Genomic DNA, 25,123 nt, shown 5'->3' with positions numbered 1-25,123 from the left:
GATATCCGCCTCCCCCCTACTGCCCGCAAGAGAGGTACTTACCTACTCGCGCAGGTGTTGAATGATGGCCGGCTTCTGATGCTATCCTCCCTGTTTTTCCTAAGCTGGCATATCTAGCAGGATTGACGGAATCCCAAAAGCCTTAAATCACTCGTCTACACGCTCCCCTCCGGCTCATCACACAGTATTTCCAAACATCGCCTGAAGTCTGCATACTTTTTCTTTCCCAGCTTAACTTCCCACTTTTTTTCAAATTGCGAATTGATTGACTGTCCAAGAGCCTTTACCTGCTTTCCCTTCTCTGTCAGGACAAATAGAACGGCCCGCTTATCCGAGCTGTCTGGCTTTCGCATCAAATAACCTTTCTCTTCCAGTTCGTACACAATAGCACTCATCGACTGCTTGGTAATTTTTCCTTCGCTGGCTAATTCCGTGATCCGGGAACCAGCTTCTCGTATATATTGAAATACGGTACCATGCGAGGGCCTGATCTCTTCATATCCCTCCTCGGCCAATTTATTATGCAGATTTTCAATAAGTTCATCCAGCAACTCCCGAAAGTAGGCCCCGGAGTTTTTTTGATTGTTCATTTTTTTTATTAAAAAAGATTTGCAACAAATAGTCAGTTTGCCTTACCTTTGTAGTAAGTTAAACTTACCAAAAATAAGAAAATAGTATGAAACTTACAGGATTTTTAAATCAACCGAAGCCTGGAAACTCAAGAGCAATTCCAGGAGCACTTTTTCACTTCCTTGTTAAAGGCGAAGAAACCGGAAACGCTCACGCACTTTTAAAGATTGACGTGCAGCCAGGTGCCGAACCTCCTGAACACATCCATTCTCATGAAGACGAGGCGTATTACCTTCTTGAGGGCAAAATCACCTTTAAGATCGGCGAACAGTTTTTCGAGGCAGCTGCCGGAGATTATGTTTATCTGCCGAAAGAGGTAAGTCACACCTTCCAGGTGAAAACAGATGTAGCTAAAGTGCTGATGTGGATCAGTCCAGCGGGCTTGGACCAATGGTTCTGGGATAATAGCGCTCCGGCAGAAGACATGAAACCCCTACCTGCCATGCAAGGCCCGCCTCCTGCAGAAGTTGTCTATCATAACATCAACACGCTGAAAGACTACGGCGTCGAAATGGTATAATTGATTAACCTGAATTAGCGGTTTGACGATATCGGCTTATTGCTAACTATTCTGAATGAAGCTGTGCCTTAGTGCCACCTGCTTTATTAGCTCATTACTAAATATTTATAAAAAAAATGAAAACAAGAACATTGTTTAAGGGAACTCTTTTTGCCTTTATTTTCCTCGGTTCCACGCTTGGAAGCTGTAAGAAAGACGAGACAAGTGACCCTTCAGGAACCTATTTTGGAGAGGAAGTAGCCGTTGGTAATGGAAAAGCAAAAGCCTTCATCACCATTGATGTGACGGGTAAACCTACGGCCGTAGGTGTGCAGCTTACAGAGCAGGCGCTGGAGAATCTGCCGGATGGAAGTCATCTTCATGCGGCCCATGCCGAAGCTCCTTCCTATTCGCTCAAACTGCCCTCCCAAAAGCATTTGACTCCGTTTGATCATATCACACTCGATTGGAACCCGCATGGACATCCCCCTGAGAACGTCTTTGACAAGCCCCACTTTGACATTCACTTTTATATGATGTCAGAGCAGGAGCGCTTTGCGATAGGGCCGGACGATCCTAAGATTGAGTTGCTGCCGGAAGCACAATTTATGCCAGCAAACTATGTCCCAATACCAGGTGGCGTCCCGCAAATGGGGAAGCATTGGGTCGATCCTTCGTCTATGGGTGGTACCTTTACTCAAACCTTTTTATATGGTACATACGACAGGCGAGTGACTTTTTACGAGCCTATGGTCACCTTAGCATACCTTCAATCCCGACCGGATTCCGTAGGTCAAATTGCTCAACCAGCAACTTTCTCGAAAACGGGAGTTCATTATCCCTCCCGTTATCGGGTAAAGTATGAGGCGGGTAAAAAGGTGTACCTGATCGTACTTGAAGATTTCCACCTGAAGTGAATTACGTAATTTCTGTACAACGACGAGCCCGATGCAACAGCGCTATAATACCTTTTATTACATCCATAAAGGCCTTAGAGGAATGCTATTCGATACAGGAATGGAACTTCAAAAAACTGACTTCCGCTCCACATCTCAGCGGGCGGATGTCTCCTCGAAACTGACTGAAGTTCTGGAGCTTATTTCCAGGCATTCCTTCCACGAGGATCGCTATATTTTTCCGCCGATTGCAGCATACCATAGCAAATTGATGGAGGAGCTGGAAAAGGATCACTTATATGGCGAAGCTTTGAACGAGCAGCTGCTTAAATTACTTGAGGATCTGAAAGCAGCAGACCATCCACACAAGTGGCAAACGCTCGGACTGCAGATCTGCCGGGCATTTAACAGGTACCTCGCCTTTCATCTGCAGCACATGGAAAAAGAAGAGGAAAAAGTCAATCAGCTACTCTGGGAGAAATTTTCAGATCAGGAAATTGCAGATATGAAAGGGGCCATTGTTGGCCCCGATCTTTCGAGCCATCTGCTTGTCGAAGTAGACTGGATTTTGAAATCGATCAGTGAATCGGAAGCAGACTCCTGGCTCCAGGGAATAAGGGGGCGGGTATCTGAAACAATATTTAATGCTTTTGTTGCTCTGGCGAACAAAAACGGCTTTAGGGTTGACGATCACTGAAGTAAAGAGCACCTGATCTGAGATTTTTCAAGGAACTTTTTGAAGCGCGAAACGCACTGGTCCCATTCAAGGATGGGATCAGTGCGTTTCGGTCGTAGGAAAGCCTTTCATATAGTGTGATGGCAGTTCTGCCCCAGTCAGGTCCCTATAGATCCCTCTTTCGTTCGAATGACGAAGACAGTGGTGGCGGTCTTACTGCACGCCCGCATTGTCAGTAAACCTTCAGCTTCAGCGACTGCCATCCCAATATCAAATTTCATCCACCGCCACTACAAGTCGCCCCATCTTTTAAATTTGTATCTGATGAAAAAAATTGGATTTCTATCGTTCGGACACTGGTCCGATCATCCCTCCTATAAAACCCGTACAGCGGCAGATACCCTGTTGCAGTCGATTGATCTTGCAGTTGCTGCAGAAGAAATCGGTTTAGATGGCGCCTATTTCCGTGTACACCATTTCGCACGTCAGCTGGCATCGCCCTTTCCTTTGCTGGCCGCCATTGGCGCTAAGACAAGTAAAATTGAAATCGGCACCGGCGTGATCGACATGCGGTATGAAAACCCACTGTATATGGTGGAAGATGCCAGTGCTGCCGACCTGATCTCGGGAGGACGTTTACAGCTAGGCATCAGCAGAGGTTCGCCCGAACAGGTGATCGACGGATGGAGCTATTTTGGCTACCAACCCGCGCCGGGTGAAACAGATGCAGATATGGGGCGCAAGAAAGCGCTGGAGTTCCTGGATAAATTAGAAGGTGAGGGATTTGCTGAGCCGAACCCCTACCCCATGTTTCCGAATCCACCAGGATTGCTGCGTTTGGAGCCACATTCCGAAGATCTGCGGGAGCGGATCTGGTGGGGAGCTGCCTCGAATGCAACAGCTATCTGGGCAGCGGAAAACGGAATGCACCTCCAAAGCTCTACGCTAAAATTCGATGAGGGCGGCAAACCCTTCCACGTGCAGCAGGCCGAACAAATCCGGGCGTTTAAAGAAGCCTGGAAAAAAGCTGGACATCAACGGGAAGCCAGGGTTTCGGTAAGTCGCTCTATTTTCGCACTGGTAACGGATGACGATAGGTATTACTTTGGCGGACAAGGCAAAGCGGCCGACTCTTTCGGCTATATAGAACCAGGTCAGCGGGCCGTCTTTGGGAAAAGCTATGCAGCAGAACCGGATAAGCTGATCGAGGAGCTGGCTAAAGATGAAGCGATACAGGAAGCAGATACCGTCTTGTTAACCATTCCAAACACCCTCGGTGTCGATTATAACGTGCATGTATTGTCTTCGATCCTGGAGCATGTTGCTCCCGGCTTGGGTTGGCGGTAGAATGATAAATATTCGAGCGCTGAAAATTGTCTGTTTCGTGAGGACACGAACCAGGGCGGCAAACAGGACAGATTAAGTCGGATTAAAAATCCTATGATACGGCTTCGGAATTACAAATTCCGAAGAGCGCTAATTTTGCCATTTTTCGTGAGGACACGAACCAGGGCGGCGGTATTCAGCCTGTTATTATGCAACACTTTTCGCCTCGGTTCGTGTCTCCACGAACCGATAGTTTGAATTTTGCCAGTTTCGTGAGGACACGAACCGCGGCGGCGGATTTTTAAGAACAGTGCAAGATAGTGCTCTATCCCTGGTGTCTTGATCAATTTACATTTCGTTTTGAGGCAAGTAAGCCTATTAGTATCCCAATTGCCGTACCGGCGCCAATTCCAACTGCAATGTTATTAATTGCAACCCCTATCGCAGCACCCACCCCAATACCTATAGCCATCCACCTACCTATTTTATGATCGTTCTTCATTATAAATCTTTTATATAAGAGAACTATTTATCTCTAATGTTACCGGAAATGTCGTTTTCCAGTTTGTGAATCCGTCACAAAGCCCAATGGCCCATGTCGCCATCCCCCCTTAACTTGTCGCAATTACAACCCATAAACACAATTGAAGACGAATACATTTGTTCATCGGATAAAACTACCGCTTAACACAATTGATCAACATGAAAAAGACCAAAATTATTTACTGGATTTTTACGGTACTGCTAATTGCCATGATGCTCATGTCGGCAGTAACCAGCTTTATGCCTAACCCTCAGGGAGAAGCGATGATGAAGGCTATAGGTTACCCGTATAACGTACTGCAGCTGCTGGCAGTGGCCAAGATACTGGGCAGTATCGCGCTGCTGGTACCGGGCTTCCCCAGGGTAAAAGAATGGGCCTACGCCGGATTCGCATTTGACCTGATAGGCGCCATCTACGCGTTCCTAATGATTGGAACTCCAATTGCAAACCTGGCATTTATGCTCGTGGGCCTGGTGCTTGTGTTCGGATCCTACATCTATTATCACAAGCTGCAGAAAGAAAAGCAGGCGTACTAGTACATCCTGCTGATGCTTTCGGCAACGGAGGGTTGCCATACCCGTATTGATTTTCTGATTGTGCTTGTGTTTCTGGTATCGCAATCCCCGGCAATTCAATCATGATGTGCCACGCTTGAGGGGGACAAGCTGCTAACAGTGGAGGCTCGAAGGTAGTGTTAAGTGGGTGTCGGGTTTACACAATTTGCAAATTCCGAAGAGCTAGATAGAACAGGTCAGCGGGCCGTCTTTAGGAAAAGCTATGCAGCAGAACCGGATAAGCTGATCGAGGAGCTGGCTAAGGATGAAGCGATACAGGAAGCAGATTTCGTCTTGTTGATCGTTCCCAAACACCCTCGGTGTCGCTTACAATGTGCATGTATTGTCTTCTACTCTGGAGCATGTTGCTCCCGGCTTGGGTTGGCGGTAGGATAATAAAAAATTCCAGAGCTGGAAATTGTCTGTTTCGTGAGGACACGAACCAGGGCGGCGGCAAACAGGACAAATTAAATGGGATTAAAAATCCTATTATACGGCTTCGGAATTACAAATTCCGAAGAGCCCTATTTCGCGAGGACACGAACCAGTCGGCGGAGAATTTTAATGAGTTGTTCGAGAAAGAAAATCAGCTAAATCAACTTCTATCAAACGGGATCGTTCAAGAAAATAAATCCGCTGCTGCAAAAAGAGCGATCCTCTGCCAAGATCAAGTTCCCCAACTTTTTTACCCTGCCCGTCTAGTACGAAGGTCTTTCTATCCTTCGCTATAAAGCTTAGTCCGTTCTCCCTTAAATAGCGGATGTACAGATCCTTTCCATCTATCTCTGAACTCCCGCCTAAGTCGCCGTCTACAGCAATCAGTTTACCATTTTTTGTGAAGAGGATAGTTTTATCAGGTGCTGTTTCGACTAAACTTTTAAATTCATCGCCTTGGGGAACAAACACCTGGTTCCCAATAAAATATTCGAGCTCTCCAAGATCCTTCGTGTCAAACGCAAGCTTTTTGAGGATCAGCCCGGTTTTCATCGAATACCGCGAAACATGATCATTAAACAGCAAGATTACGTGATCATTTAACTGTTTATACGACTTGATATACTTCTTCTGCCCTTCACCAACCGGAGTAACAAATAGTTCCGTCCCGTTCTCAGTGCTGTAAGATGCAATGAAGGGAGCACCTATACTTACCCTGCGATTTCCGATAATTCCGTACCCGAGGTTGATTATACCTATACTGCTGCCCTGTTTAAAGATTACTGACTTACTACCGCTCCCCTCCGGCAAAGTCGTTCTCCACTGCAATTTCCCGTCCTTGCTGATCTTCGTTATCGTTTGCTTTGAAGCAAAATAGATATCCTCCTTTTCTATGAGAACATTCGAAACAAGATCTCTAATAACATTGTGTCCTGTAGCCACCGAATAAGTACCAGTGAGGAGGCCGGCAGCCACACCCAGAACTGTTCCTGCAGCTGAAGCTGTATGATCAAACTCCCCGGTTATTGTACTGTAATCCCAACCCTTTCCTGTTTTCAGGTTAATACTGTGCAATCCTGCTGCTACTACCAATATTGAGGAATCGTTAAGATACAGCACGTCATTCCAGCCGTATTCTCGACCGATCGTTCTCTCCCACTTAACCATACCACTGCTCAGGTCGATACCCTGAACGGTATTTAGTTCCTTCGGTTTCGTACTTAGTTTATATCCAAGGCCTATATTCTGCTTCGTGTCGACAAAAATCAAACTGCTTTTTATCTCCCACAAGGGGGCGCCGCTTTCATTGTCAAGACAATAGCTTTTGCCTGCGGAGCTATAAATCGTTATGCCCCCATATTGAGCCAGACTTTGTGTTTGGAATGACAGCTTTTTAGACCACTTTAGCTGCTTGCCGATGGGGTCATAAAGCATCCCCATCCCTCTGTTATCCAACCATTTTTCATTTCGAATCCCCCTTAAGGTTAACAACAAGGTTTGCCGTAAACTATCCACCGTGATGTCATCGATACGTTCGGGGAAATTATACTCAGTCGCCTTTATGGCTTTTTGAGTAATAAAATTAACACCCACGTCCTTTGAGGTACTGGATATTATGACGTCCGACTGAGCTGAGGCAGTAAAAGCGCTAAGAAGAAATACTATAAAAATATTGCGTGTAATACACATGGAGGTAATGGACCGGTTGTTTTTTGCGATAAGTTTTAGAGCGTTAAAATACAAATTTAAGCAAACCAGCCAAAATGGAGTATGCTGCCCATTCCCACACTCCCGCAACGTCTTCGCTTGTGCTCTTGAAGCGCCGGATAGCCACTAATCTTGAAGCCAAGGAGGAACATCTCCAACAGCAAATACGCCGTCATAAGCCCTTCAGGCAGGACCGCTGCTTCCATCAATTGTTTTCCATGAAAAAAATTTATAATAGGCTGTAAATAGGATAACTTTGAAATTGAAAATATGATCGAAGTAAATTCTGAAGAAAAGGCCTTTGTAGACTGTCTTCCGATCGGTGCCTGTGTGCTCACAGGACCTGATCATATTGTCGTCGCAGCAAATGCGCAGATGCTTGCCCTTTTGGGGGCGCAAGCAATCATCAGTAAAACGCCTATAAGTGATCTGGTATGCAGCGAGAGCCGGAGCGCTCTTACGCAGCAGTTGAATCAACTCTATCAATTGTCGGATATCGAAAGCCGGCTCGAAACTCAACTTAGCATTAAGGATTCTGAAAGCGGCTACCGATACCTGAATGTCTGTTTCAAGCCGCGCTTCAATAGCCAGGGAGAGATTTACGGAGTCCTGACAACTGCAACTGATGTCACGGAGTATGTCCTGGGGCAGGAAAAGTTGCGCAAGGCTGAAAACAAACAGGCTTTTCTTTTAAAACTCAGTGATAGATTGCGGAAGCTCTCCAATCCGGGAGAAATTCAAAAGGAAGCTGCTAGAATTTTGGGAGAACATCTAAAGGCTTCAAGAGTTGGATATGGCGATGTGGACCAAAAGGAGCAGCGTTGGTTTAAAACTGAACATAACTGGACTGATGGAACTGTACCACCACATCTTGGCGTACACGATCTTAGTGGCTTCGGTGCTGATGTTCTGGAGGCACTTCGAACAGGAGTTAACCTGGTCATTGATGATATGCTAACCGATCCGCGAACAGCTTCGCCAGAAATGCAGGCAGCATTCACCGCCTTACAGTTCCGTTCGGTGCTAACTGTATCACTTTTGAAAGAAAGCCGCTTCGTTGCTGCCATGTATGTTCACGACCGGAACCCAAGGAACTGGACTGAGGACGAGATTTATCTAACACGAGAGGCGGCAGAACGCACCTGGGACGCTGTCCAGCGATCTATTGCAGAAGAAACCCTCCGACTCTCGGAGAATAAATTTAGGACCCTGTTTGATAACATCGACCAGGGATTTTGTATTCTCGAGGTGCTTTACGATGAGCAAAACCAGCCTGCAGACCTTCTGTATCTTTTAATCAATCATGTTTTTGAGCGCCAGACGGGCATGACAGCCGCGACCGGCAAAACATTCAGAAGTCTGGTTAACAGCGGAGAACAGTTTTGGATAGATCAATATAGTAAGGTGGCCGAAACCGGGAAACCTTTACGCTTCGAGAGGTATTCCAAATCTCTCGATAGATGGTTCAGCGTTTATGCCTCCAGAATGGAAGGTGGGGCACCAAACCAGGTTGCGGTTATTTTCGATGATATTACGGAAAGAAAACTGCAGGACCAACGGAAAAACGACTTTATCAGCATGGTAAGCCATGAGCTTAAAACTCCTTTAACTTCAGTGAAGGCGCTGCTGCAATTGAGCGATCGCAAGTTGGCACAATTCGGCGATACAGTTACTGAAAATCTCATTAGTAAGTCACTTCTTCAGGTGACAAAAATGGAAAAACTCATTCAGGGATTTTTGGACGTGTCCCGCCTTGAGAACGGAAAAGTTCATCTGAACGAGACGCAATTTGAGTTGTCGGGATTAATTAAGGAGCACCTGGATGATTTTAGTCTGTTGTCTAACAGTCATAAACTTATTTTTAGTCCATGCCCGCCATTGCTAATTAAAGCGGATAGAGATAAACTCGGTCAGGTGATTCATAATTTCTTGAGCAATGCGATAAAATATTCACCTAAGGAGAGCCAGGTTGAGGTAACCTGCAAAGAAGCAGGCAAGTGGGTAGAAGTGCGAGTGAACGACCAGGGGATCGGCATCAAGCCGGAGTATATAGACAAGCTATTCGACCGTTTCTTTCGGGTGAACGACAGCAGTATCAGGCACATTTCAGGTTTTGGGATTGGCCTCTATCTCTGCTCAGAGATCGTCAAATATCATAAGGGCGAGATAGGTGTCGACAGCGTTGAAGGCGAAGGAAGTTCCTTTTGGTTCAGACTACCGCATACCCAACGCTAACTTATAGCCGAGAACGCAACTAGATGGCTTGCAGAACATTTTGAACAGCACGGATGTCTTATCTCTTTCCTGAGGAGACGAACCGAAGCGGTGGTAGGAAGTTGTCCAAGACTGTCCTCCGCTGAGGATCCTGTCCCTAAGGTAGTTTTCGGGACATTATTACCTTCGTCTAAACTTGCTACCCCTCATAATTCGGAAAAACCTACCTTTGCGATCCATTTTTAATTCGTTTGCGGCACGAGCCTCTTTTTTAACTATGAGCAACTTTCTTTACGGATTGGATTTCGGCACCACCAACTCGGTACTGTGCATCTATGATGAGGACAAAGAGGCGATTATTGAGACCATCAGAGTTCCTTCGCTTATCTATTTTCCTGCACATTCGTTTTCCGGAAGCGATGATCCAGTGATTGGAGAAAAGGCCATTTCAGCCTACCTGGAAGAGGAAATGCAGGGCCGGTTTATCAAATCGGTCAAGCAGATTTTGTCGAGGCCGAGTTTTACTGAAACCCGGATAAATGGCAGGCGCTATAATGCCTCCGACCTGGTGGCTCTGATTCTGAAGGACTTGAAACGTAAGGCAGATGCCATTACCGGAGTAGACTGCCGGAAAGCAGTGGTAGGTCGCCCCGTGTTTTTTGATGATGATAATGCAGCGAAAGACAGCCTGGCGCAGACGAGGCTTAGTAAAGCGGTAGCAATGGCTGGCTTCAGCGATGTACGTTTCCAGTTTGAGCCTATCGGTGCTGCATTTGCATACGAAAGAACCATAAAGAAGCGGGAGAAAGTGTTGGTTGCCGACTTAGGTGGAGGGACAACAGACTTTACCTTTCTAGAGCTCGACCCGAAGAAAGCAGGGTCAACCGATCGTCGCAACGATATGATTGCCAGCGGCGGTATCTATATCGGAGGGGACAGCTTTGATTCTTCCTTCATGTGGACTAAAGGAACCCCTTATTTTGGCAAGGACACCCTATACGAAGCAACACCGGGAAAGCTGCTCAAGGTGCCGATGTCCTTGTTCGAAAACATCTGCACCTGGGATAAGATGAACTTTTTTAACAGTCTGAAAATCAGGAGAAGTATGGAGGAATATTACCATTACTCCAAAAACGACAGGAAGTTCAGGAACCTGCTTACCCTTGTAGACCATAACCTGGGCTACGCCGTATTCAAGTCCATTGAGAAAACCAAAATCGGCCTTTCGGAGGCGGACACTTTTCCCTTTCAGTACTCCAATATGGGTATCGAAATCGATGAAAAGATCACACTTGATGATTACAACAAAGTAGTACAAAAAGATATAGCGAAAATATCCAGCTACCTTGATCAGTTCCTCAAAACGTACAATATCGCAACAGCGGAAATAGATAGTCTGTTCCTTACCGGCGGAAGCTCGATGGTGAAGGCAGTTCAAACACTTTTCCAAACTAAATTTCCGGATTGTACAATACACACCGGAGATAATTTCATCAGTGTGGCCGAAGGTCTGGCTTACAGCGGTTACTTATTTAAGGAGTAGCAATCCTAAAATGCTCGTCCTGGGCACAACTAGGCCTCCCACAATCAAGGCTGATACTTGCGGCAGATTAAGGTTCACCAAGGCACCTCAGATCCGGTAGCACCGCCGTGGTTCCCTTCTCCTTGAGGAGAAGGGTTAGGGATGAGGTGATTAGCGATCGCCTCGGTTCCTGTCTCTAAAATAGCTGCTAACCCAAGAGAACGCTGGTTAAAAAGCAGAGATACTTCGATTTGCAAAGGAGGATCATCAATGCTGTCCTCCGCTGGCGAGCCTGTTCCGAATGTAAGTTTCGGGAAGGAGCCGACAGGCGGAGGTGGTTTTTATGTTCATGTTGTTTATGATTTGGTGTCTATTAATTTACTAGGTTCAATTGCTATTCAAACCAGCGGCTGGTTTATTTTATGCTCAGTCAGCAAAGGGATTGCAAATCCCTTTTTATCTAAAGTTTGGGATGCTTTGCAGAATATTTCGAACAGCAAGGTTCAACCACCTCCGGCTGCGCCACCTCCGCCAGCGGAGGACAGCTCTGCTGCAGCTGCTGCTGTCATTAAGTATTGTCCGTCCATTGAAGATGTCTACCGAAAGTTATAGGACCGCTATTGCTTATTGCAAGGGCCATTCTCGCTGGCGTTACAAATCCCTATTCATCCTTTAGTTCGAGATGCCTTGCAGAACATCTCGAACAGCAGCATCGCCCAGTGCCACTGGAGGATTAATCCACCGATTTACTTCGCCCCGGTTCATACCTCCGGGATAGCTGTTAACCTAAGAAAGCTTTGGTTGAAAAGCAGAGATACTTCTGTTTGCAAAGGAGGATCATTAGCGCTGTCCTCCGCTGGCGGAGGTGCCGATAGGCGGAGGTGGATAATACCGCTGCGCCGGCTTCACGAGTTTGAAAACTTTTCCATTTACCAATCTTTAGTCTTTTACCCACAAATCCATTGCGACAGACTACGGACAACCCAGGACATTTCAGAAGGTTAATTAATGCACTCCAGCTCCGGCAGGACCATTACAGTAGAAATTAAGCACCTGCGTATGAAGTACTGACCTAATATACCCTATCTGCTTTTATAATGAGATAATAAGATCAGGAAGGTTTTTCTGTAATTCTTAAAATTTTTATTCACCTTTCCCGTTCATTAATCATACAAAGGCAGTGTTCTGATGCTTAGCCGTTTCGAAAACGCTCCCCTTTGGTTTTATTCTTCTTTTCTGTTTCGTCAGCGCTTGCTGGCTTCAATTTTGTTTAATTTATTTACATGAAAAGCGTGATTTTATCCCTTTTTGCCTGTCTACTGATGACGAGTATCGTACAGGCACAGCCAAACGGGCACCGGCTGGATATACAACTGAATAAGAACGTATTACAACCTGGTGATTCGTTAATTGTAAAGGTTGACTACAAAGATAGTAGCGGACGGGTAATAAACCAGTCGCTGGCAACTTTGGAACTCATTATCGAAAACGAACAAGGACTACGTACGCAGCTCCGCTGGCCCATGATCAACGGACAGGCCTCTGGTGCCTTGTATCTACCTGATTCGCTGGCAAGAGGCAAATACACGCTACTGGCAGGTTTGCAACAACGCTTCTTCGAAGTGAGAGGCGAAATACAGGACGCAAAGAAAATTGGCAGTATACAAGCTATGCTACTTACAAAAACAGGGGATTGGGACGAACAGGAAGTTCGCGTATCACAGAACGGCACGTTTTCCATCAATAACTGGCTATTTGAAGACAATGCACTGATGGCCTTTTCGGATCCGGGAAACACTAAGCGGCCGCTCAACATCCGTATCAGTACGCTACTCGATTCCACCTATAAACCCTTAGCGGTGGCGGGCAAAGTATTTTATCTCGGCACGCCTTCATCAGCTATGCGGCTAAGTCTGGACCAGCCCGTCAAAGCTCCGGAAGCTAGTTTTGCAGGCCCAGGTATTGAACTGCAGGCAGTGGTAGTAACGGCTACCGCCAAAAGTCCGGCCCAACAGTTTAATGAAGAATATGTTAGCGGATTATTTCAGTCGGGCAACGAACGGCTGATCAGTATTATGGAAGATCCTCATGCGGTAGCCTTTCCAGATATTTTCAGCTATCTGCAGGGAAGGGTTGCAGGTTTACAAATAACACCTGGAGGTTTCAATGGGGGGACAGCCCGTTGGCGGGGTTCACCCGTAACCTTTTTCATCAATGAGATAAGGGTGTCCGCTCAGGAGATCGCTAATATACCCATCCCAGATATAGCAATCGTAAAAGCATATCCCCCACCCTTCTTTGGCGCTCCTGGGGGTGGTGGTGGCGGCGGCCTGGCAATTTATACCCGGCGGGGCGGCGAAGTAAATTACCTTCCTGCTAACAGGCAGGTGTTTAAGGTAAGGGGTTACACGCCATCTGCTACAACTTTGGACATGAATAAGCTGAATATGTAGAAAATACCAGGTGAGCAAGGGGAAGAATCACACTATTTTAGGGAATCAAATTTTGGACAGACTCGGAAAAAAGCAGGGGTGCAATTGCTAATTCAAACCAGCAGCTGATTTATTCAATGCTCGGTTAGCAAAGGGATTACAAATCCCTTTTTATCGTAAGTTCGAGATGCCTTGCAGAACATCTCGAACAGCAAGGATCAAATTTTGGACATCTAACTAAGCTATGTGCCTCGCCCTGGTTCCTGTTGCCGTGAAGCACCTCGGTATGAAGTACTGGAATCACTCCTAATCATTTCCATCGATGCCCAAGACCTCCCTAACACTCCTAGTCAATCCATATATGCAACCAGCGCAAGTTAAAACCGGCGGATTAAGCTTAGTCAAATGATCTAACGCTCTTTGCTGCTCCTGCCCCAGCTCAAGTCCTTGGTTCTTCAGCTGTATTAAGCCAGTGGCAGCATAAGCTTGCAACTCCGTATTAGTAGAACGCAACCAGCTAAGGAGCTTCTTTTGGTTACTCGAAGCTACATACTTCTTCATCAAGCGAGCTTCTTTAGCGTAATCCGATCCGTCAAGACCACAACCAAAAGTGTAGGTAAGCTGATTGGTTATCTCTTTTTCGAATCGCTTAATAGTCAGGCTACTCTTATAGACTTTATGGTGCTGGTGCAAAAACTCGAAGATACTCTTTGTGTCTTTTACCAAAAAGTCCTTTTCTGATACATGGCCCCTCCAATGCATGCCCTCTAACTTTGCCAATCTGAGCGTATCATTTTCCGAAACCAGGTACAATCTGAAGTTCTGCAAACGGTTGCCAGGTCTCAGGGAAAATTCATAGTAGGTATAATGGTATCCGAATCCCATCGATCTGCTAATTCTTTCTTCAGTTACGTCTCTTTGTAACTTACGAACGGTCGCCTGAACCTCCTGAATGGTGCGGCACGTCTTTAGTTCATCGAAGGCCCTGCTATAGTATTGGGCCAGGCAACTGTTGCTTAGTACAAGAAGGAATAAAAACAGACTTAATTTCATATAGAAAATTTTTTCTACCAGAGGCTAAAATGCCATCGAGCCTCTGCCGATTCAAACACTACCCCGTACCTTCTCAAAGTGAAGCTCTGGCAGAATAACCTTAACCTCCTGGGTGCTTCCTTCTTTAATCCAATATACAATAAAATTCACCCTAGCCCTTTTAGGCACATAGTTCTTCTCTTTCATCATCTCAATCTGATCCAGGAACTTCTGGGAAAATTTCAGAACGCACTGCCCCTTTGAATTCAAACATTCGCCGCCGTTTAGCATCAGCGACTCTCCACTAGTCAGCTGCGAGATGAGTTGCTGCTTGCTAATGAAATAGTCGAGCCAGATATCTTTATAGCTAAGTTGCATCGTTATTTCGGCGGGTGGCAAATAGGTCCCGCTGTCACTGACTCTTTCCAAGTTTTCTGCTGAAAGGGTATCCAGATAGTTGCCATTGAGGTGGATGCTGAGGTTCTGTTTTGCCCGGGTCATACCCACGTATAACTGGCGCTTCGCTGCGTCCGTCACGATGTCAAAATTCTCTAGCAGCATAAAGACATGGTCGAATTCTTTGCCCTTCGCTTTGTGGATGGTCGAAACAAAAATAGTCTCACCGTGCTCGTTGAAAAAGTCTTCCAGCTTCGACTCCTGGATAAAAACCTCCAGGTCGGTTTTGTACTTTTTCTTCGGATTGGTGGCTTCAAAATCCTTAATGATGTTCTTGCAGATTTCGAGGTTGGAGCTGTTGTAAAATCGGTTCATTACCTGCCGTTTGGCATGTTCCCAGTCTTCGTCCTGGATGATATAAGTATCTTCACTCAGGTTCAACCATTGCAGGAAGAACCTGATCTCCAAAAGGTTGTACAGGTTGAAACTATCGTTCGTCTGGATCAGCTTTGCCGGGATGTTGTTCTTTAGAAGCAGTCCCGTGATCTGCAAGGCTTCTTCGTTGGTTTTCGTAAGCACACAGGTAGTGCCTTTCAGCTCTGCTTCTATCAGGTCGCGGACTAATGGCGTAATCAGGTTTCCAGCCTGATACTTCACCAGCTTTATTTTTCCGCTGTCCGTTTGTTTAGCGATCACCGGCGTCTCCTTTAAGCGGTGCTGGATTCTGCTAACAAACTGGTTGGTAAATCCGACAAGATTGCTTTTGCTTCTGTAGTTTTCAACTAACTCGTGCTTCACCGCCTGCTTACTCCGGATGAATAGTTCCAGAAATTGGGAACTCGCACCTCTGAATTCGTAGATATTCTGATCATCGTCCCCTACGGCAATTACCCTCATCTCCTCATTTTGCTCCATCAGGGCCTTCACCAGATGAAACTCATCCTCATCCATGTCCTGCGCTTCATCAATCACTAGAACCGTTTTTGTAATGCGGCTAGCTTCCACCTCCCTGTTCCGTATCTTTTCCACCGTCTTTTTCAGAATTACATCGGATTTTTCCAGGTTGCCGATCTTGCCCAGCAAGTCAAAGCAGTAGGAATGAAAAGTTTTAATCTCTATGAAATTTGCCGCGTTGCCAATCAGCTGCAGTAAGCGCTTCTTAAATTCGGTTACTGCCGCCCGCGAGAAGGTAAGCATCAATAACTGTTCATGCTTCACATCTTCCATCAAAAGCAATGAAGCAAGCTTGTGCACCAGCACCCTTGTTTTGCCGCTCCCCGGTCCTGCCGCTACCAAAACGTACCTGGATTCGTTGTCGTTCACAATTTTCAACTGGGTTGGCGACAACTCCCCGAACAGCTGCCTGAACTTAGCCGGAGTAATGTTACGGCGGATTTCATTTTGGCGACTGCCTTTAAAATACTTATTGAGAAAGGACTGGTAGTTCAGCTGGAAGTAATCCTCCACAAATTGCAGGGCGTCTTTATAGTCGCTGATCATCTTCTTGGCATACTCCCCCACAATATGGATCTGCTGAACCTTACTTTCGTAAAATTGATTCAGCTTTTTATAGTCCTCCACTTTGTAGCGTACCTTGTTGTCCTGTTCCAGGCGCTCAATGGTCAGACCATTATAAACCACCAGAAAACCGCCTTCGATTTTAATGGATTCAATTTTCGATAAATAGAAAAGCGCATCCTCCACATCATCCAGCGATACCTCTACCCCAAAGAGCGTCAGTTCACGCTCATAGGCTGCTTTTAATTCATGCACCGAAAACTCAACCAAAACCTCTTCCTTGTCTTTATCCTCCTCCGAAAAACTAAGGCGACTTTTCTCATAAAGGTAAGCCACCAGGAATTTCGCCAGCTCCTGGCGTTTTCTTAGCTTTTCCTTTAATGTCTCTACCGGATATAGGGAAAGTACCGCGATATGGTTCTTCTGGTGTTCAAGGTTCCGTCGCTTAATCCAGTTCTTGATCGCCCAGAAGGTGAGAATCGTTTTTATCCTGTTCGTGCTTACCTCGTCTAAACCCTTTGCCTCTGCTTCTTCATTCAGTTCTTTGACATGAAGGATCTTTTCCTGTTCCTGAAGATAGGGCAGCAGAAATTTTTCAATTTTACTGAACGCTTCCAGGATGCTCAGCGACCTGTTTTTATTCTCACCTTTCCTGATGAAAGCAGTAAGGTCTTTTGCATCCGCTAAAATCTTCTCCTCCCGAAGGAGAGTCACAATCCGGATCACTTCGGCCTTTACAATTCCCAAGTGATCGCTGATGTAGTCAACCCGCGATTCGGCAGACTCCTCGTTTGCCTGCTTCTTGCTTTTGCTGGAAAAGAGCTTTTTGATAATCCGGACTGCTTTCTCCTTTTGCTTCAGGTCAAAACGGTCTGAAGCGTTGATCTTATCAATCGCCTCCTGGGCATTCTTCGACAAGATGCTGTTGGCAAACACGCGAGGCATATTCTGGCCTCGCTTGAGATAGCCAGCATCTTCCAGGGCAGCAATTGCGGTGGTTACTCTTGTTTCTATTTCTGCCACGCTATCATCCCAACCCGCCTTTCGCGCAATCTCCAAGGCAGAATTAGATACTCGGGAGCGCAGCTTTGTGATATCTTTGATCGCTTTCCAGACCTGCTGGATCTCTTTAATGGAGAGCTTCGTTTGATTTAAGAGAATAAAATGCTTGCTGAGATCCTCCTCATTGAACAAAACGAAGCAATCGGCCACCATATTCTCATCCCGACCGGCCCTACCCGCTTCCTGCACATAGTTCTCCAGCGAGTCAGAGATCTCATAGTGAATCACCATGCCCACATCCTTCTTGTCGACGCCCATTCCAAAGGCCGAGGTAGCGACAATGATAGGCACTTCGCCAGCGATAAAAGCATTCTGGTTAGCTGTCTTTTCCTTCGCCTCCATCTTTCCGTGGTAAGGCCTGGCGTTGAACCCGTCGGTGCTTAATTTGTCGGCAAGCGTATACGCTCTTCGCGTTCGGGAGACATAAATGATAGTGGGACAGTTTTTTTCCTCAATAAGATCTCTGATCGCCTGATATTTTTCTTCCTCGTTATCCTTTTCGAATACATTGTACTGAAGGTTTGTCCTGGATGTTTTCGAGGTGAACAATTCCAGTTCAAGTGATAGTTTTTCCCAGAAATAGTTCCGGATATCCTCGATGACCTGTTGCTTGGCCGTTGCCGTAAAGCAGGATACCGGAATGCCGTCTTCCAGGTTCTTCTTTTCCTGAAGAGATCGTATAAAATCCCCGATATAAAGGTAGTCCACCCTGAAATCCTGTCCCCAGGATGAAAAGCAGTGTGCCTCATCTATTACAAAACGTACAATCTTTCTTCCAAGAAGCAAACGTTCGATCGTTCGGGAACGAAGTGATTCAGGCGAGATATAAAGGATGGAGGCGGAACCATCTTCCACCCGTTCAAAAGATTTGGCCCGTTCAATCGGATCGAGCAAGCCGTTGATGGTTACCGCTTCTGTGATTCCAGCCTTCTCGAGATTATCCACCTGGTCTTTCATCAACGACTGAAGTGGGGATATGACCACCGTTAGTCCCCTGGCACTTTCAGCACCCATCAATGCCGGAACCTGAAAGGTGATGGATTTCCCTCCGCCTGTAGGGAAAACTGCCAGGATAGATTTATTGTCGACCGCCGCCTTTACCGCCTTTTCCTGCAGCGGTTCCCCTCCATAGCTTCTATAAGCATCATAGCCAAAAAACCGCTTGAGCCCTTTGTGTACGTCCAGGGCTTGGTCGCAGTATAAACAGCCACTGAGGCAGGGCTTATTCCGCAGCTGGAACATGATCCGCTCCACCTCCGGGTAATTCTTCAGCACCCATGGCGGGGTGATGGAGTAAATCTTCTTATTGGCGATAAAAGAGTTGAGCAGGGACAAACAGTAGGACAACTCTATTGGATGTTCCCTGATGGTCTTCTTCAGGTCAACCTGTTCGCAGATTTCATACTTGAACTTCAGACGGATCCATTGCTCCGTGTCACCGGGAGGACAGGTATATCCGAGGAAGGTGAAGAACGAGCGGAACTCTTTTTGGTCGTTCAGCAAGGCGTAATAGATCTGCTGAAGACTTTCGTCCGTTTTACGAAAGGCCTCTACTTCATCGTAGAACAGATCCCTCGCTTTGATCGCATCGTTCAGGGGATTGTTGGCCTCCTCCGATTGGAGTTTATCGTCCTTCAGAAGCGCATGATAAGGTTTCGCAGGAAACAGAAGCGGCGAGAGAAATAAGGTATCGATGATATGGAATGCAGAAATTCCAGCTTCATTGAGCGCCTGCCCGATATATTTGATATCATGGTTAAACAGGTTGTGTCCGCAAATAAACCGTGTTCCATTAAGAAATTGAGTGAAGGCCGCTACTGAGGGTTTATGAAACGAACTCCCGTCGGCTTTCACACTGCCAATATCCAGAATCTTCGAGGTTCTCGGTTCAATTTCAGTATCAATGAATGCAATTGAATTCATGTATCGGTATGCGATAAATATTCAGGTTAGCCTGAACTAGCCATCGGTTTTCTTTAACAGGGCGTATCAGGACTTACAATTTCTAAACGTGCACCTAATTTCGCGTATTTTTTCTATATTTTGCATGGTTTGCATTATGCCGCTTGCAGATAAGCAGGTTTATGATCGGCTATTTTATGTATTTTTCAGATCAATGTTCATTCAATCTGGCCGGAAAGGAATTACAAATCCCTTTTTATCTAAAGTTCGAGATGCCTTGCAGAACATCTCGAACAGCAAAGGGGACGATTTAGGGGCAAGCCTGCGAAATGCGTTTCCACCCTCCTAAACACAAAGCAGTTTAATACTCTTGCTTAATCCTTACATCTCGAGGTAGCGATTGGCACTTAAGTTGTTTTGTTACAGAATTCCAATTTAAACCCGAGTAGGTAAAACAATCTTTATCTATATGGATTTTCCAAAGCAGCCAGACCATGAGTACCAAAGCATCAGAGCAACAAAAGAAGCAGCGTCAAAAAGAATTTAAGGAAAAAAAAGAACATCAGGAACGTGTTAAAGCTGAGGCAAAAAAAGCTAAAAGCAAACCTGGCAATGAAGGTGAAGCAGGGACTAGTCAATAAGGTTCTTTTAGCCGTGTGAGGAACACGGGGGTGGAGATAGTCATTACATTCAGAATTTGACGTCGCCTAGGATGCACGTGGATCAGATTTTTAACTTGGCGTTCTAAGATAGTGGAATTCAGTTTTATGATTTAACAATACCTACCTGCAGAATCAGCTAAACCGCAGGTAGGTTTTGTTGTTGAGGGCTTATGCCGTAATGTTTAATGATTCAATAAGACCATTATGCAATTTCAGGTGAAATTGGAGCACAGCAGGACTTCCAGGGAAATTTCCCGATACCTCTGCCCTTAATATATTTTCAGCCGCCAAGGCCTCATAGCTGAGAGGTTTTAATATCGTTTGATATTCCTGGTTCGCATTCTCAATCCAAGCCCGGATTTCCGATCTTCCATTATAAGTTTTGCCCTCATCATGAACGATAGTGAATACCGAGCGCCTAATCAATAAATTGATCGGATTGCTCTCCTCTTCTGTAATTGCTATTAAACCAGATAGATGCTTCCCTCGGGTTGAAGTTAGAAAGAATAAAACGAGGCTTCACCAGACGTACAAATAACATGGAACTCCTTATCTTAATAGCCTTGCAGAACATTTCAAACAGCAGCATAACTTAAAAATAGTACATCATTGTCAGTCCGAGGTACAACAGGGACAACCCGATCATTAGGATTTTGAATACAAAATGCAGTAGGCGTGCCGCTCTACGTTTTCCAAAGCGCTGCTCAACTTTTGGAACCATAACTTTTTCAGGTTTCGGCTGGCTACTTTGCGGTTCCTGTCTGCCTGTTAAACTATGATAGTTAAGAAAGTAGTTTGTGGCGAGCAGCGTTTCCATATCTGCAGCATCGGACATTCCGGGTGACACATGCTCACAAAAATGCTCCAACAGGTCTCTTGGGTTTACCTCGTGTAGCGCGCAGGTCAGCAGAAAACGAGCGTTTAGGTCTAGTTCGATACGCTTCTCCATCTTGTTTAAAGGTTAAGGACTATCAAAAATTGACTAACAAATAAAGGCAATGAAACCAGGGTACCGAAGCCAGGAAATGGATATCCGACTCGTAGCTATGGGTATTTTACCGTATCGGCTTTTGATATTCAAAATGAACTTCTTGCTGGTCTCTTAATCCGGGTTTTGCCTCCCCTACCCCCTCCAGAGGGGGATAGTGACCTAATGCGTCAGTGCAAGATTGGGATTGTGGCGGTGTCTGGTGACAAAAGCAGTTCTTTCTTATCATCTCGACTTGAGGAGAGATCGCTCGGTATAGGGTACACAGATTCCTCCTTCGTCAAATTGACAAAAGTAGCGAAGGTGTAAGACCTGTGCGTTTCAAATAAACAGCAGCGTGCAAGACGCTTACTTAGCAGCAATGCGCCTTTCTACATGACTTAGAGCACGCTTACACTCCTCAAGAGGTATAAAGTCGGTTTTCTTACTGCGGGGCAAATGCGTTATAGCCAAATTAAGGTATTGTCTCGCTTTTCTTAATTCTGCAGGAGAAGCAGTCTGCCGGCTAATGATAGCAATAGCCTGATTGTAGGCGGCTATTATCAGGGTATTGGGATTATTCGGATTATAGCGGTATGCGTCCTTAGCGAGCTTAATTTCCCTGTCTTTTTCGTTGGTGGCAAGCAGAACCTTCAAAGAATCAGTATAATTCATGGAGGAAAAAGCCGGCAGGGTCGTATCAAAGCCGGTGGTCATGGTCGTAAAGGCCTCCATCTTTATTGGGGCATTACTGAACTGGAACACAGGAGCAAGCGGTAAATGCGTTGGAAGGAAGGTTTGTGGATCAGCCAGGAAATAGGCTGGCTTTGCCACTTTAACAAACTTCAGCTCCTTTCCTACCTGCAGCTGACTAATGGACCACAGTAAATCGCAGGTATACCATTGTGAATCCAGAAAAACGGCATTCCAAATATGGTTCCCTTCTTCGTAAGTCTGGCCCTGAGTAAAATTCACCGGCCGTACATACCCTTCAATTTTAAGTGAGGGTATTTGCGTCAGAGAACAGTATGCAGCAAAGATATTGCTCAGTTCTTCGCACAGCCCTTTTTTCATTACTAAGCTCTGCGATACACTCAAGGGTGCGGAAGCATTAAAAAACCTGGCGGAGTCGACACTCATGTATTTATAGGTCCAGAAGTACAATAACTGCAAGCTTTCCTTCTTGTTCGAGGCAAGCGGTTTCAGCTTTGTTACCAGTCCTTCTACGGACTTAATATTTGAAAGGTCAAGGGCATCAAATCTCTCGTAAAGAGAAGGGTTTAGGCTGGATAACTGCGCTGCTGCACGTGTGGATGATATTAAAAGCAGCGCCGATAAAACTAGTGCAAATCTCATTCGTCGTATTTCTGGTAAAAATAATAAAAGCAGCGATAGTTGTTCCTCTTTAGATATCTCGACTTTAGGAGAGATCTCCTGACTCAGGCGGTTTAGATACCTCCTCCATCGAAAATGACAAAAGCAGCGGTACCAAGCCTACAGATTACGGAAAGCCCAGGAGCTTAATTAGGGACTGCACCCGGTAGCACCGTCGTGGTTCCCTTCTCCTTGAGGAGAAGGGTTAGGGATGAGGTGATCGTCTTCAAGACTTGCCGAAAGATTTACCCGGTACTGCCTTTTACACATTACCTTCCTGAACTACTGAGGCAGCGCTTGTAAAGGCATGATCCAGGTAACAACTTGCTCATTCTCAATATTTTTTTATGAACAGGTAAATAAATTATAAAAAAGCTTTAATTTTAGTTGAGCCTATCTCCCGCCTATGAAACGCCAGACCTCTACCCCAAGTCCCAGCCCGGTAAACCTGCCTGCTTCCATTTATGCCGTCGGTCAGCAACTGAACCGTAAGGATCTGCTGATTGAAGAAATCGGGGACTACATACCCGGCAGTGTGATGATCCAGGACCTGAACACTATGACCAATAATTATATGAATAAACAGGGTTGTGAGATCCTGCGACATAGCAAGGAAGAACTGCTGGAGCTTGGCCCGCGGTACTTTGAAAAGTTCTTCCCCGCTGAGGAAATCGCTTTCCTTGCTCCTATCCTGACTAAGTTCATTGCAGACAGAGACTATAACAAAGTCTATAGCTTCTTCCAGCGGGTGCGACCGAATGAATCCGCAGAGTACAGATGGTATCTCACTACCTCACGGCTTTGTCCTGCGAAGGATCCTAACAGCCTGCCTACCCTGATGCACATCGCGGTAGAAGTAAATGGCCTCAACGTGGCAGGGCGCGCAATGAATGGCATTTGCAGTGACCATAGCTATGTGCTACAACATTACCGTAAATTCAACCTGCTTAGTAAAAGGGAAAAAGAAATCATCAGTTATATTGCGATGGGCATGAGCAGTTACGAGATCAGCGACCGTTTGTTTATCTCCATCCATACAGTGAACAACCACCGGAAAAATATCTTAAATAAGCTGGGCATGGTATCCCTTGCGCAATTGGTGAGGTTTGCTGTGGCATTCGGACTGCTGGAATGACGAAGATCACTTGAACCCGCCCCTGGATGGTTATCGCTTCTTAAAAATAGCTATGACTAGCTATTGCCCTTAAGGCGCCAATTCTGGACTTTTATTTCTGTGAACCAACAGAGATAAGCCTTAACGACCGCGCTATGCTAAACCTCGACTTTTCCATCGACCTTCACTGCCATCCTACCTATAAACCCATGGGGCACTCCTATAAGCGGGAGAAACTCAAGCAGAGTAAGGATCCGGCGGAACGCAGCAGTATGTGGTTTTATAATCCTCCTTCAGTAGGCGACAAGGTACTCAACCAACTTCTCAGTGTGACCAAGTTCTCACAAGCAAATCTCACCGCTTGTTACTACGGCAGCGTTTGGGTGATATCAGCTTCGCTAGGTTCCATTGAAAAATGGTTCTTCCGGAATAAACTGGAGGAAGGTAACTTTTCTGTCGTGCTTGACAATTTCGCTGCCGGACTAAGCATTGAGGGAATCCGAGCCATTGAAGAGACGGAAGACTATTTTCAAGACTTGCTGAATGAGATGAGCTTCATCCGGCAAATGAACAACGTGACCGTGGAGATAGATGGGAATCCCTGTCGTTACCGGGTGGTAAGCAACTTTGGTGAGTTGCAGGCACTGATGAAGGAGAATCTTTTTGCTATAGAAGATGCCGGGAATAATGGAGGCAAAACGGAACAGCCTATTACCATTGCTATCCTCCCCTCTATAGAGGGCCTGCACGTGCTCAACACCGGTCTGAAAATAGAATGCGAACCCGAGCTGGTGCTTAAGAATCTGAAAGCTTTGAAGCAATCGGAAATGCGGCCCTGGTTTGTCACCTTCTCTCATCACTTTTACAATGAACTCTGCGGTCAGGCGCGGAGCCTCTCGGGCATGGTAGCTGGTATCTGCAATCAGGAGGAAGGGCTGGGTCAGTCGTTTACAGCGCTGGGCAAACAAGTACTGAATATCCTGCTGAGCGAGGATGATGGAAAGCCCATATTTATCGATATCAAACACCTGAGTCCCCCTGCCCGCCAAGATTATTTCCGCATCCGGGCACAACTAGACCCCGAAAATAAGAAGATCCCAATCATTATCAGTCATGGTGCCTGCACTGGTCTGCCGAATTATCAGCAGTCCAATTCCAGTTTTCCTGAGCTTGGAAATGACTTCTGCCAGGACGAGATTAATTTCTATGACGATGAAATTGTTGAGCTGGTCAAGTCGGATGGCATCTTTGGCCTGCAGCTTGACGAGCGACGGGTAGCAAGTAAAGAGGCGATCCGGAAAACCAAGCGCTCCATCTTCCGAAATAAAATTATGCATTACCGGAGCGAACTGCTCTGGAAGCAGATCCAGTATGTGGCAGAGCTTCTGGATGCTAACGGACTACCTGCCTGGAAGCACCTGGCTATTGGCTCCGACTATGATGGTATTGTGGATCCGATCAACAGCTTCTGGACCGTCGAACAGTACGATTACCTGAAGTCGCATCTCGAACGCCATGCCTTTAATTACCTGCAGCATCATGGAGACAGACTGAAGCAAACAGAAAACAGGAATATCACGGCCCACCAGATCGTGACCAATATTTTCCAGACGAATGCCTGGCAGTTTTTTGAGCGCTGGTACTAAATAACTCTACATCTA

General features: G+C 45.9%; 20 protein-coding genes. 12 read left to right on the top strand and 8 right to left on the bottom strand.

What is annotated here, in order from left to right; translation table 11 throughout:
• Window positions 1-155 precede the first annotated feature (155 nt).
• Entirely contained in the window at window positions 156-590 is a 435-nt protein-coding gene (locus J4N23_RS00725; RefSeq protein WP_207425090.1) for a MarR family winged helix-turn-helix transcriptional regulator, read from the bottom strand.
• A gap of 86 nt (window positions 591-676) precedes the next feature.
• Here J4N23_RS00725 and J4N23_RS00720 point away from each other — a divergent pair, with 86 nt between their 5' ends.
• The 4 genes from J4N23_RS00720 (at window position 677) to J4N23_RS00705 (ending at window position 4,048) form a co-directional block, all read left to right on the top strand.
• On the top strand, window positions 677-1,150 hold the full coding sequence (locus tag J4N23_RS00720) for a cupin domain-containing protein (RefSeq protein WP_207425089.1): 474 nt from the start codon (window positions 677-679) through the stop codon (window positions 1,148-1,150).
• Window positions 1,151-1,266: 116 nt separating this feature from the next.
• Window positions 1,267-2,046 carry a DUF5602 domain-containing protein gene (locus J4N23_RS00715; protein WP_207425088.1) on the top strand — a complete coding sequence of 260 codons (780 nt, stop codon included), beginning with the start codon at window positions 1,267-1,269 and terminating at the stop codon, window positions 2,044-2,046.
• A gap of 31 nt (window positions 2,047-2,077) precedes the next feature.
• Window positions 2,078-2,722 (top strand): hemerythrin domain-containing protein, encoded by a 645-nt coding sequence (locus tag J4N23_RS00710; RefSeq protein ID WP_255534769.1) that lies wholly within the window; start codon window positions 2,078-2,080, stop codon window positions 2,720-2,722.
• 303 nt (window positions 2,723-3,025) lie between these two features.
• Window positions 3,026-4,048: an LLM class flavin-dependent oxidoreductase gene (locus J4N23_RS00705; protein WP_207425086.1), complete on the top strand. Its 1,023-nt coding sequence runs from the start codon at window positions 3,026-3,028 to the stop codon at window positions 4,046-4,048.
• 322 nt (window positions 4,049-4,370) lie between these two features.
• On the opposite strand, the gene J4N23_RS00700 is transcribed toward J4N23_RS00705, so the two are convergent.
• Entirely contained in the window at window positions 4,371-4,529 is a 159-nt protein-coding gene (locus J4N23_RS00700) for a hypothetical protein (RefSeq protein WP_207425085.1), read from the bottom strand.
• A gap of 200 nt (window positions 4,530-4,729) precedes the next feature.
• Here J4N23_RS00700 and J4N23_RS00695 point away from each other — a divergent pair, with 200 nt between their 5' ends.
• The gene (locus tag J4N23_RS00695; protein WP_207425084.1) at window positions 4,730-5,107 is read left to right on the top strand and encodes a DoxX family protein; all 378 of its coding nucleotides are present in this window, start codon (window positions 4,730-4,732) and stop codon (window positions 5,105-5,107) included.
• A gap of 579 nt (window positions 5,108-5,686) precedes the next feature.
• Here the strand turns inward: J4N23_RS00695 and J4N23_RS00690 are convergent.
• The gene (locus J4N23_RS00690) at window positions 5,687-7,249 is read right to left on the bottom strand and encodes a hypothetical protein (protein WP_207425083.1); all 1,563 of its coding nucleotides are present in this window, start codon (window positions 7,247-7,249) and stop codon (window positions 5,687-5,689) included.
• 288 nt (window positions 7,250-7,537) lie between these two features.
• Between J4N23_RS00690 and J4N23_RS00685 the strand changes: the two genes are divergently transcribed.
• Window positions 7,538-9,502 carry an ATP-binding protein gene (locus tag J4N23_RS00685; protein ID WP_207425082.1) on the top strand — a complete coding sequence of 655 codons (1,965 nt, stop codon included), beginning with the start codon at window positions 7,538-7,540 and terminating at the stop codon, window positions 9,500-9,502.
• 256 nt (window positions 9,503-9,758) lie between these two features.
• Window positions 9,759-11,024 carry an Hsp70 family protein gene (locus J4N23_RS00680; protein WP_207425081.1) on the top strand — a complete coding sequence of 422 codons (1,266 nt, stop codon included), beginning with the start codon at window positions 9,759-9,761 and terminating at the stop codon, window positions 11,022-11,024.
• Window positions 11,025-11,098: 74 nt separating this feature from the next.
• Here the strand turns inward: J4N23_RS00680 and J4N23_RS00675 are convergent, their stop codons facing one another.
• Window positions 11,099-11,260: a hypothetical protein gene (locus tag J4N23_RS00675; protein WP_207425080.1), complete on the bottom strand. Its 162-nt coding sequence runs from the start codon at window positions 11,258-11,260 to the stop codon at window positions 11,099-11,101.
• A 13-nt stretch (window positions 11,261-11,273) separates the two neighbouring features.
• On the opposite strand from J4N23_RS00675, the gene J4N23_RS00670 reads away from it, so the two are divergent.
• Together J4N23_RS00670 and J4N23_RS00665 are read left to right on the top strand one after the other, a co-directional pair.
• Complete coding sequence (locus tag J4N23_RS00670; protein ID WP_207425079.1) at window positions 11,274-11,615, top strand: hypothetical protein; 342 nt, start codon at window positions 11,274-11,276, stop codon at window positions 11,613-11,615.
• Between the two features lie 671 nt (window positions 11,616-12,286).
• The gene (locus tag J4N23_RS00665) at window positions 12,287-13,456 is read left to right on the top strand and encodes a hypothetical protein (protein ID WP_207425078.1); all 1,170 of its coding nucleotides are present in this window, start codon (window positions 12,287-12,289) and stop codon (window positions 13,454-13,456) included.
• A gap of 285 nt (window positions 13,457-13,741) precedes the next feature.
• Here the strand turns inward: J4N23_RS00665 and J4N23_RS00660 are convergent, their stop codons facing one another.
• Both J4N23_RS00660 and J4N23_RS00655 read right to left on the bottom strand, forming a co-directional pair.
• Entirely contained in the window at window positions 13,742-14,488 is a 747-nt protein-coding gene (locus tag J4N23_RS00660; RefSeq protein ID WP_207425077.1) for a hypothetical protein, read from the bottom strand.
• Window positions 14,489-14,539: 51 nt separating this feature from the next.
• On the bottom strand, window positions 14,540-19,366 hold the full coding sequence (locus J4N23_RS00655; RefSeq protein ID WP_207425076.1) for a RecQ family ATP-dependent DNA helicase: 4,827 nt from the start codon (window positions 19,364-19,366) through the stop codon (window positions 14,540-14,542).
• A 473-nt stretch (window positions 19,367-19,839) separates the two neighbouring features.
• Here J4N23_RS00655 and J4N23_RS00650 point away from each other — a divergent pair, with 473 nt between their 5' ends.
• Complete coding sequence (locus tag J4N23_RS00650) at window positions 19,840-19,986, top strand: hypothetical protein (protein ID WP_207425075.1); 147 nt, start codon at window positions 19,840-19,842, stop codon at window positions 19,984-19,986.
• Between the two features lie 613 nt (window positions 19,987-20,599).
• On the opposite strand, the gene J4N23_RS00645 is transcribed toward J4N23_RS00650, so the two are convergent.
• Window positions 20,600-20,956 (bottom strand): hypothetical protein, encoded by a 357-nt coding sequence (locus tag J4N23_RS00645; RefSeq protein WP_207425074.1) that lies wholly within the window; start codon window positions 20,954-20,956, stop codon window positions 20,600-20,602.
• A gap of 387 nt (window positions 20,957-21,343) precedes the next feature.
• On the bottom strand, window positions 21,344-22,330 hold the full coding sequence (locus J4N23_RS00640; RefSeq protein ID WP_207425073.1) for a transglutaminase domain-containing protein: 987 nt from the start codon (window positions 22,328-22,330) through the stop codon (window positions 21,344-21,346).
• A gap of 424 nt (window positions 22,331-22,754) precedes the next feature.
• On the opposite strand from J4N23_RS00640, the gene J4N23_RS00635 reads away from it, so the two are divergent.
• Both J4N23_RS00635 and J4N23_RS00630 read left to right on the top strand, forming a co-directional pair.
• Window positions 22,755-23,483, top strand: a complete 729-nt coding sequence (locus J4N23_RS00635) for a response regulator transcription factor (RefSeq protein ID WP_207425072.1) — start codon at window positions 22,755-22,757, stop codon at window positions 23,481-23,483.
• A gap of 134 nt (window positions 23,484-23,617) precedes the next feature.
• Window positions 23,618-25,108, top strand: coding sequence for a membrane dipeptidase (locus tag J4N23_RS00630; RefSeq protein WP_207425071.1), 1,491 nt, complete (start codon window positions 23,618-23,620; stop codon window positions 25,106-25,108).
• Window positions 25,109-25,123: the final 15 nt, after the last annotated feature.

It is taken from the genome of Pedobacter sp. SYSU D00535, assembly GCF_017355855.1.
In the GTDB taxonomy this organism is placed as follows: Bacteria; Bacteroidota; Bacteroidia; order Sphingobacteriales; family Sphingobacteriaceae; genus Desertivirga.
Note: the sequence above shows the minus strand (reverse complement) of the source record. Positions and strands in the feature narration are given on the sequence as shown.

Coding starts and splice junctions, on each gene's coding strand:
- J4N23_RS00715 (WP_207425088.1), top strand. CDS start 1,267: ATGAAAACAAGAACATTGTTTAAGGGAACTCTTTTTGCCTTTATTTTC.
- J4N23_RS00690 (WP_207425083.1), bottom strand. CDS start 7,249: ATGTGTATTACACGCAATATTTTTATAGTATTTCTTCTTAGCGCTTTT.
- J4N23_RS00680 (WP_207425081.1), top strand. CDS start 9,759: ATGAGCAACTTTCTTTACGGATTGGATTTCGGCACCACCAACTCGGTA.
- J4N23_RS00700 (WP_207425085.1), bottom strand. CDS start 4,529: ATGAAGAACGATCATAAAATAGGTAGGTGGATGGCTATAGGTATTGGG.
- J4N23_RS00685 (WP_207425082.1), top strand. CDS start 7,538: ATGATCGAAGTAAATTCTGAAGAAAAGGCCTTTGTAGACTGTCTTCCG.
- J4N23_RS00655 (WP_207425076.1), bottom strand. CDS start 19,366: ATGAATTCAATTGCATTCATTGATACTGAAATTGAACCGAGAACCTCG.
- J4N23_RS00660 (WP_207425077.1), bottom strand. CDS start 14,488: ATGAAATTAAGTCTGTTTTTATTCCTTCTTGTACTAAGCAACAGTTGC.
- J4N23_RS00650 (WP_207425075.1), top strand. CDS start 19,840: ATGAGTACCAAAGCATCAGAGCAACAAAAGAAGCAGCGTCAAAAAGAA.
- J4N23_RS00630 (WP_207425071.1), top strand. CDS start 23,618: ATGCTAAACCTCGACTTTTCCATCGACCTTCACTGCCATCCTACCTAT.
- J4N23_RS00665 (WP_207425078.1), top strand. CDS start 12,287: ATGAAAAGCGTGATTTTATCCCTTTTTGCCTGTCTACTGATGACGAGT.
- J4N23_RS00695 (WP_207425084.1), top strand. CDS start 4,730: ATGAAAAAGACCAAAATTATTTACTGGATTTTTACGGTACTGCTAATT.
- J4N23_RS00710 (WP_255534769.1), top strand. CDS start 2,078: ATGCAACAGCGCTATAATACCTTTTATTACATCCATAAAGGCCTTAGA.
- J4N23_RS00640 (WP_207425073.1), bottom strand. CDS start 22,330: ATGAGATTTGCACTAGTTTTATCGGCGCTGCTTTTAATATCATCCACA.
- J4N23_RS00670 (WP_207425079.1), top strand. CDS start 11,274: ATGCTGTCCTCCGCTGGCGAGCCTGTTCCGAATGTAAGTTTCGGGAAG.
- J4N23_RS00725 (WP_207425090.1), bottom strand. CDS start 590: ATGAACAATCAAAAAAACTCCGGGGCCTACTTTCGGGAGTTGCTGGAT.
- J4N23_RS00705 (WP_207425086.1), top strand. CDS start 3,026: ATGAAAAAAATTGGATTTCTATCGTTCGGACACTGGTCCGATCATCCC.
- J4N23_RS00720 (WP_207425089.1), top strand. CDS start 677: ATGAAACTTACAGGATTTTTAAATCAACCGAAGCCTGGAAACTCAAGA.
- J4N23_RS00645 (WP_207425074.1), bottom strand. CDS start 20,956: ATGGAGAAGCGTATCGAACTAGACCTAAACGCTCGTTTTCTGCTGACC.
- J4N23_RS00635 (WP_207425072.1), top strand. CDS start 22,755: ATGAAACGCCAGACCTCTACCCCAAGTCCCAGCCCGGTAAACCTGCCT.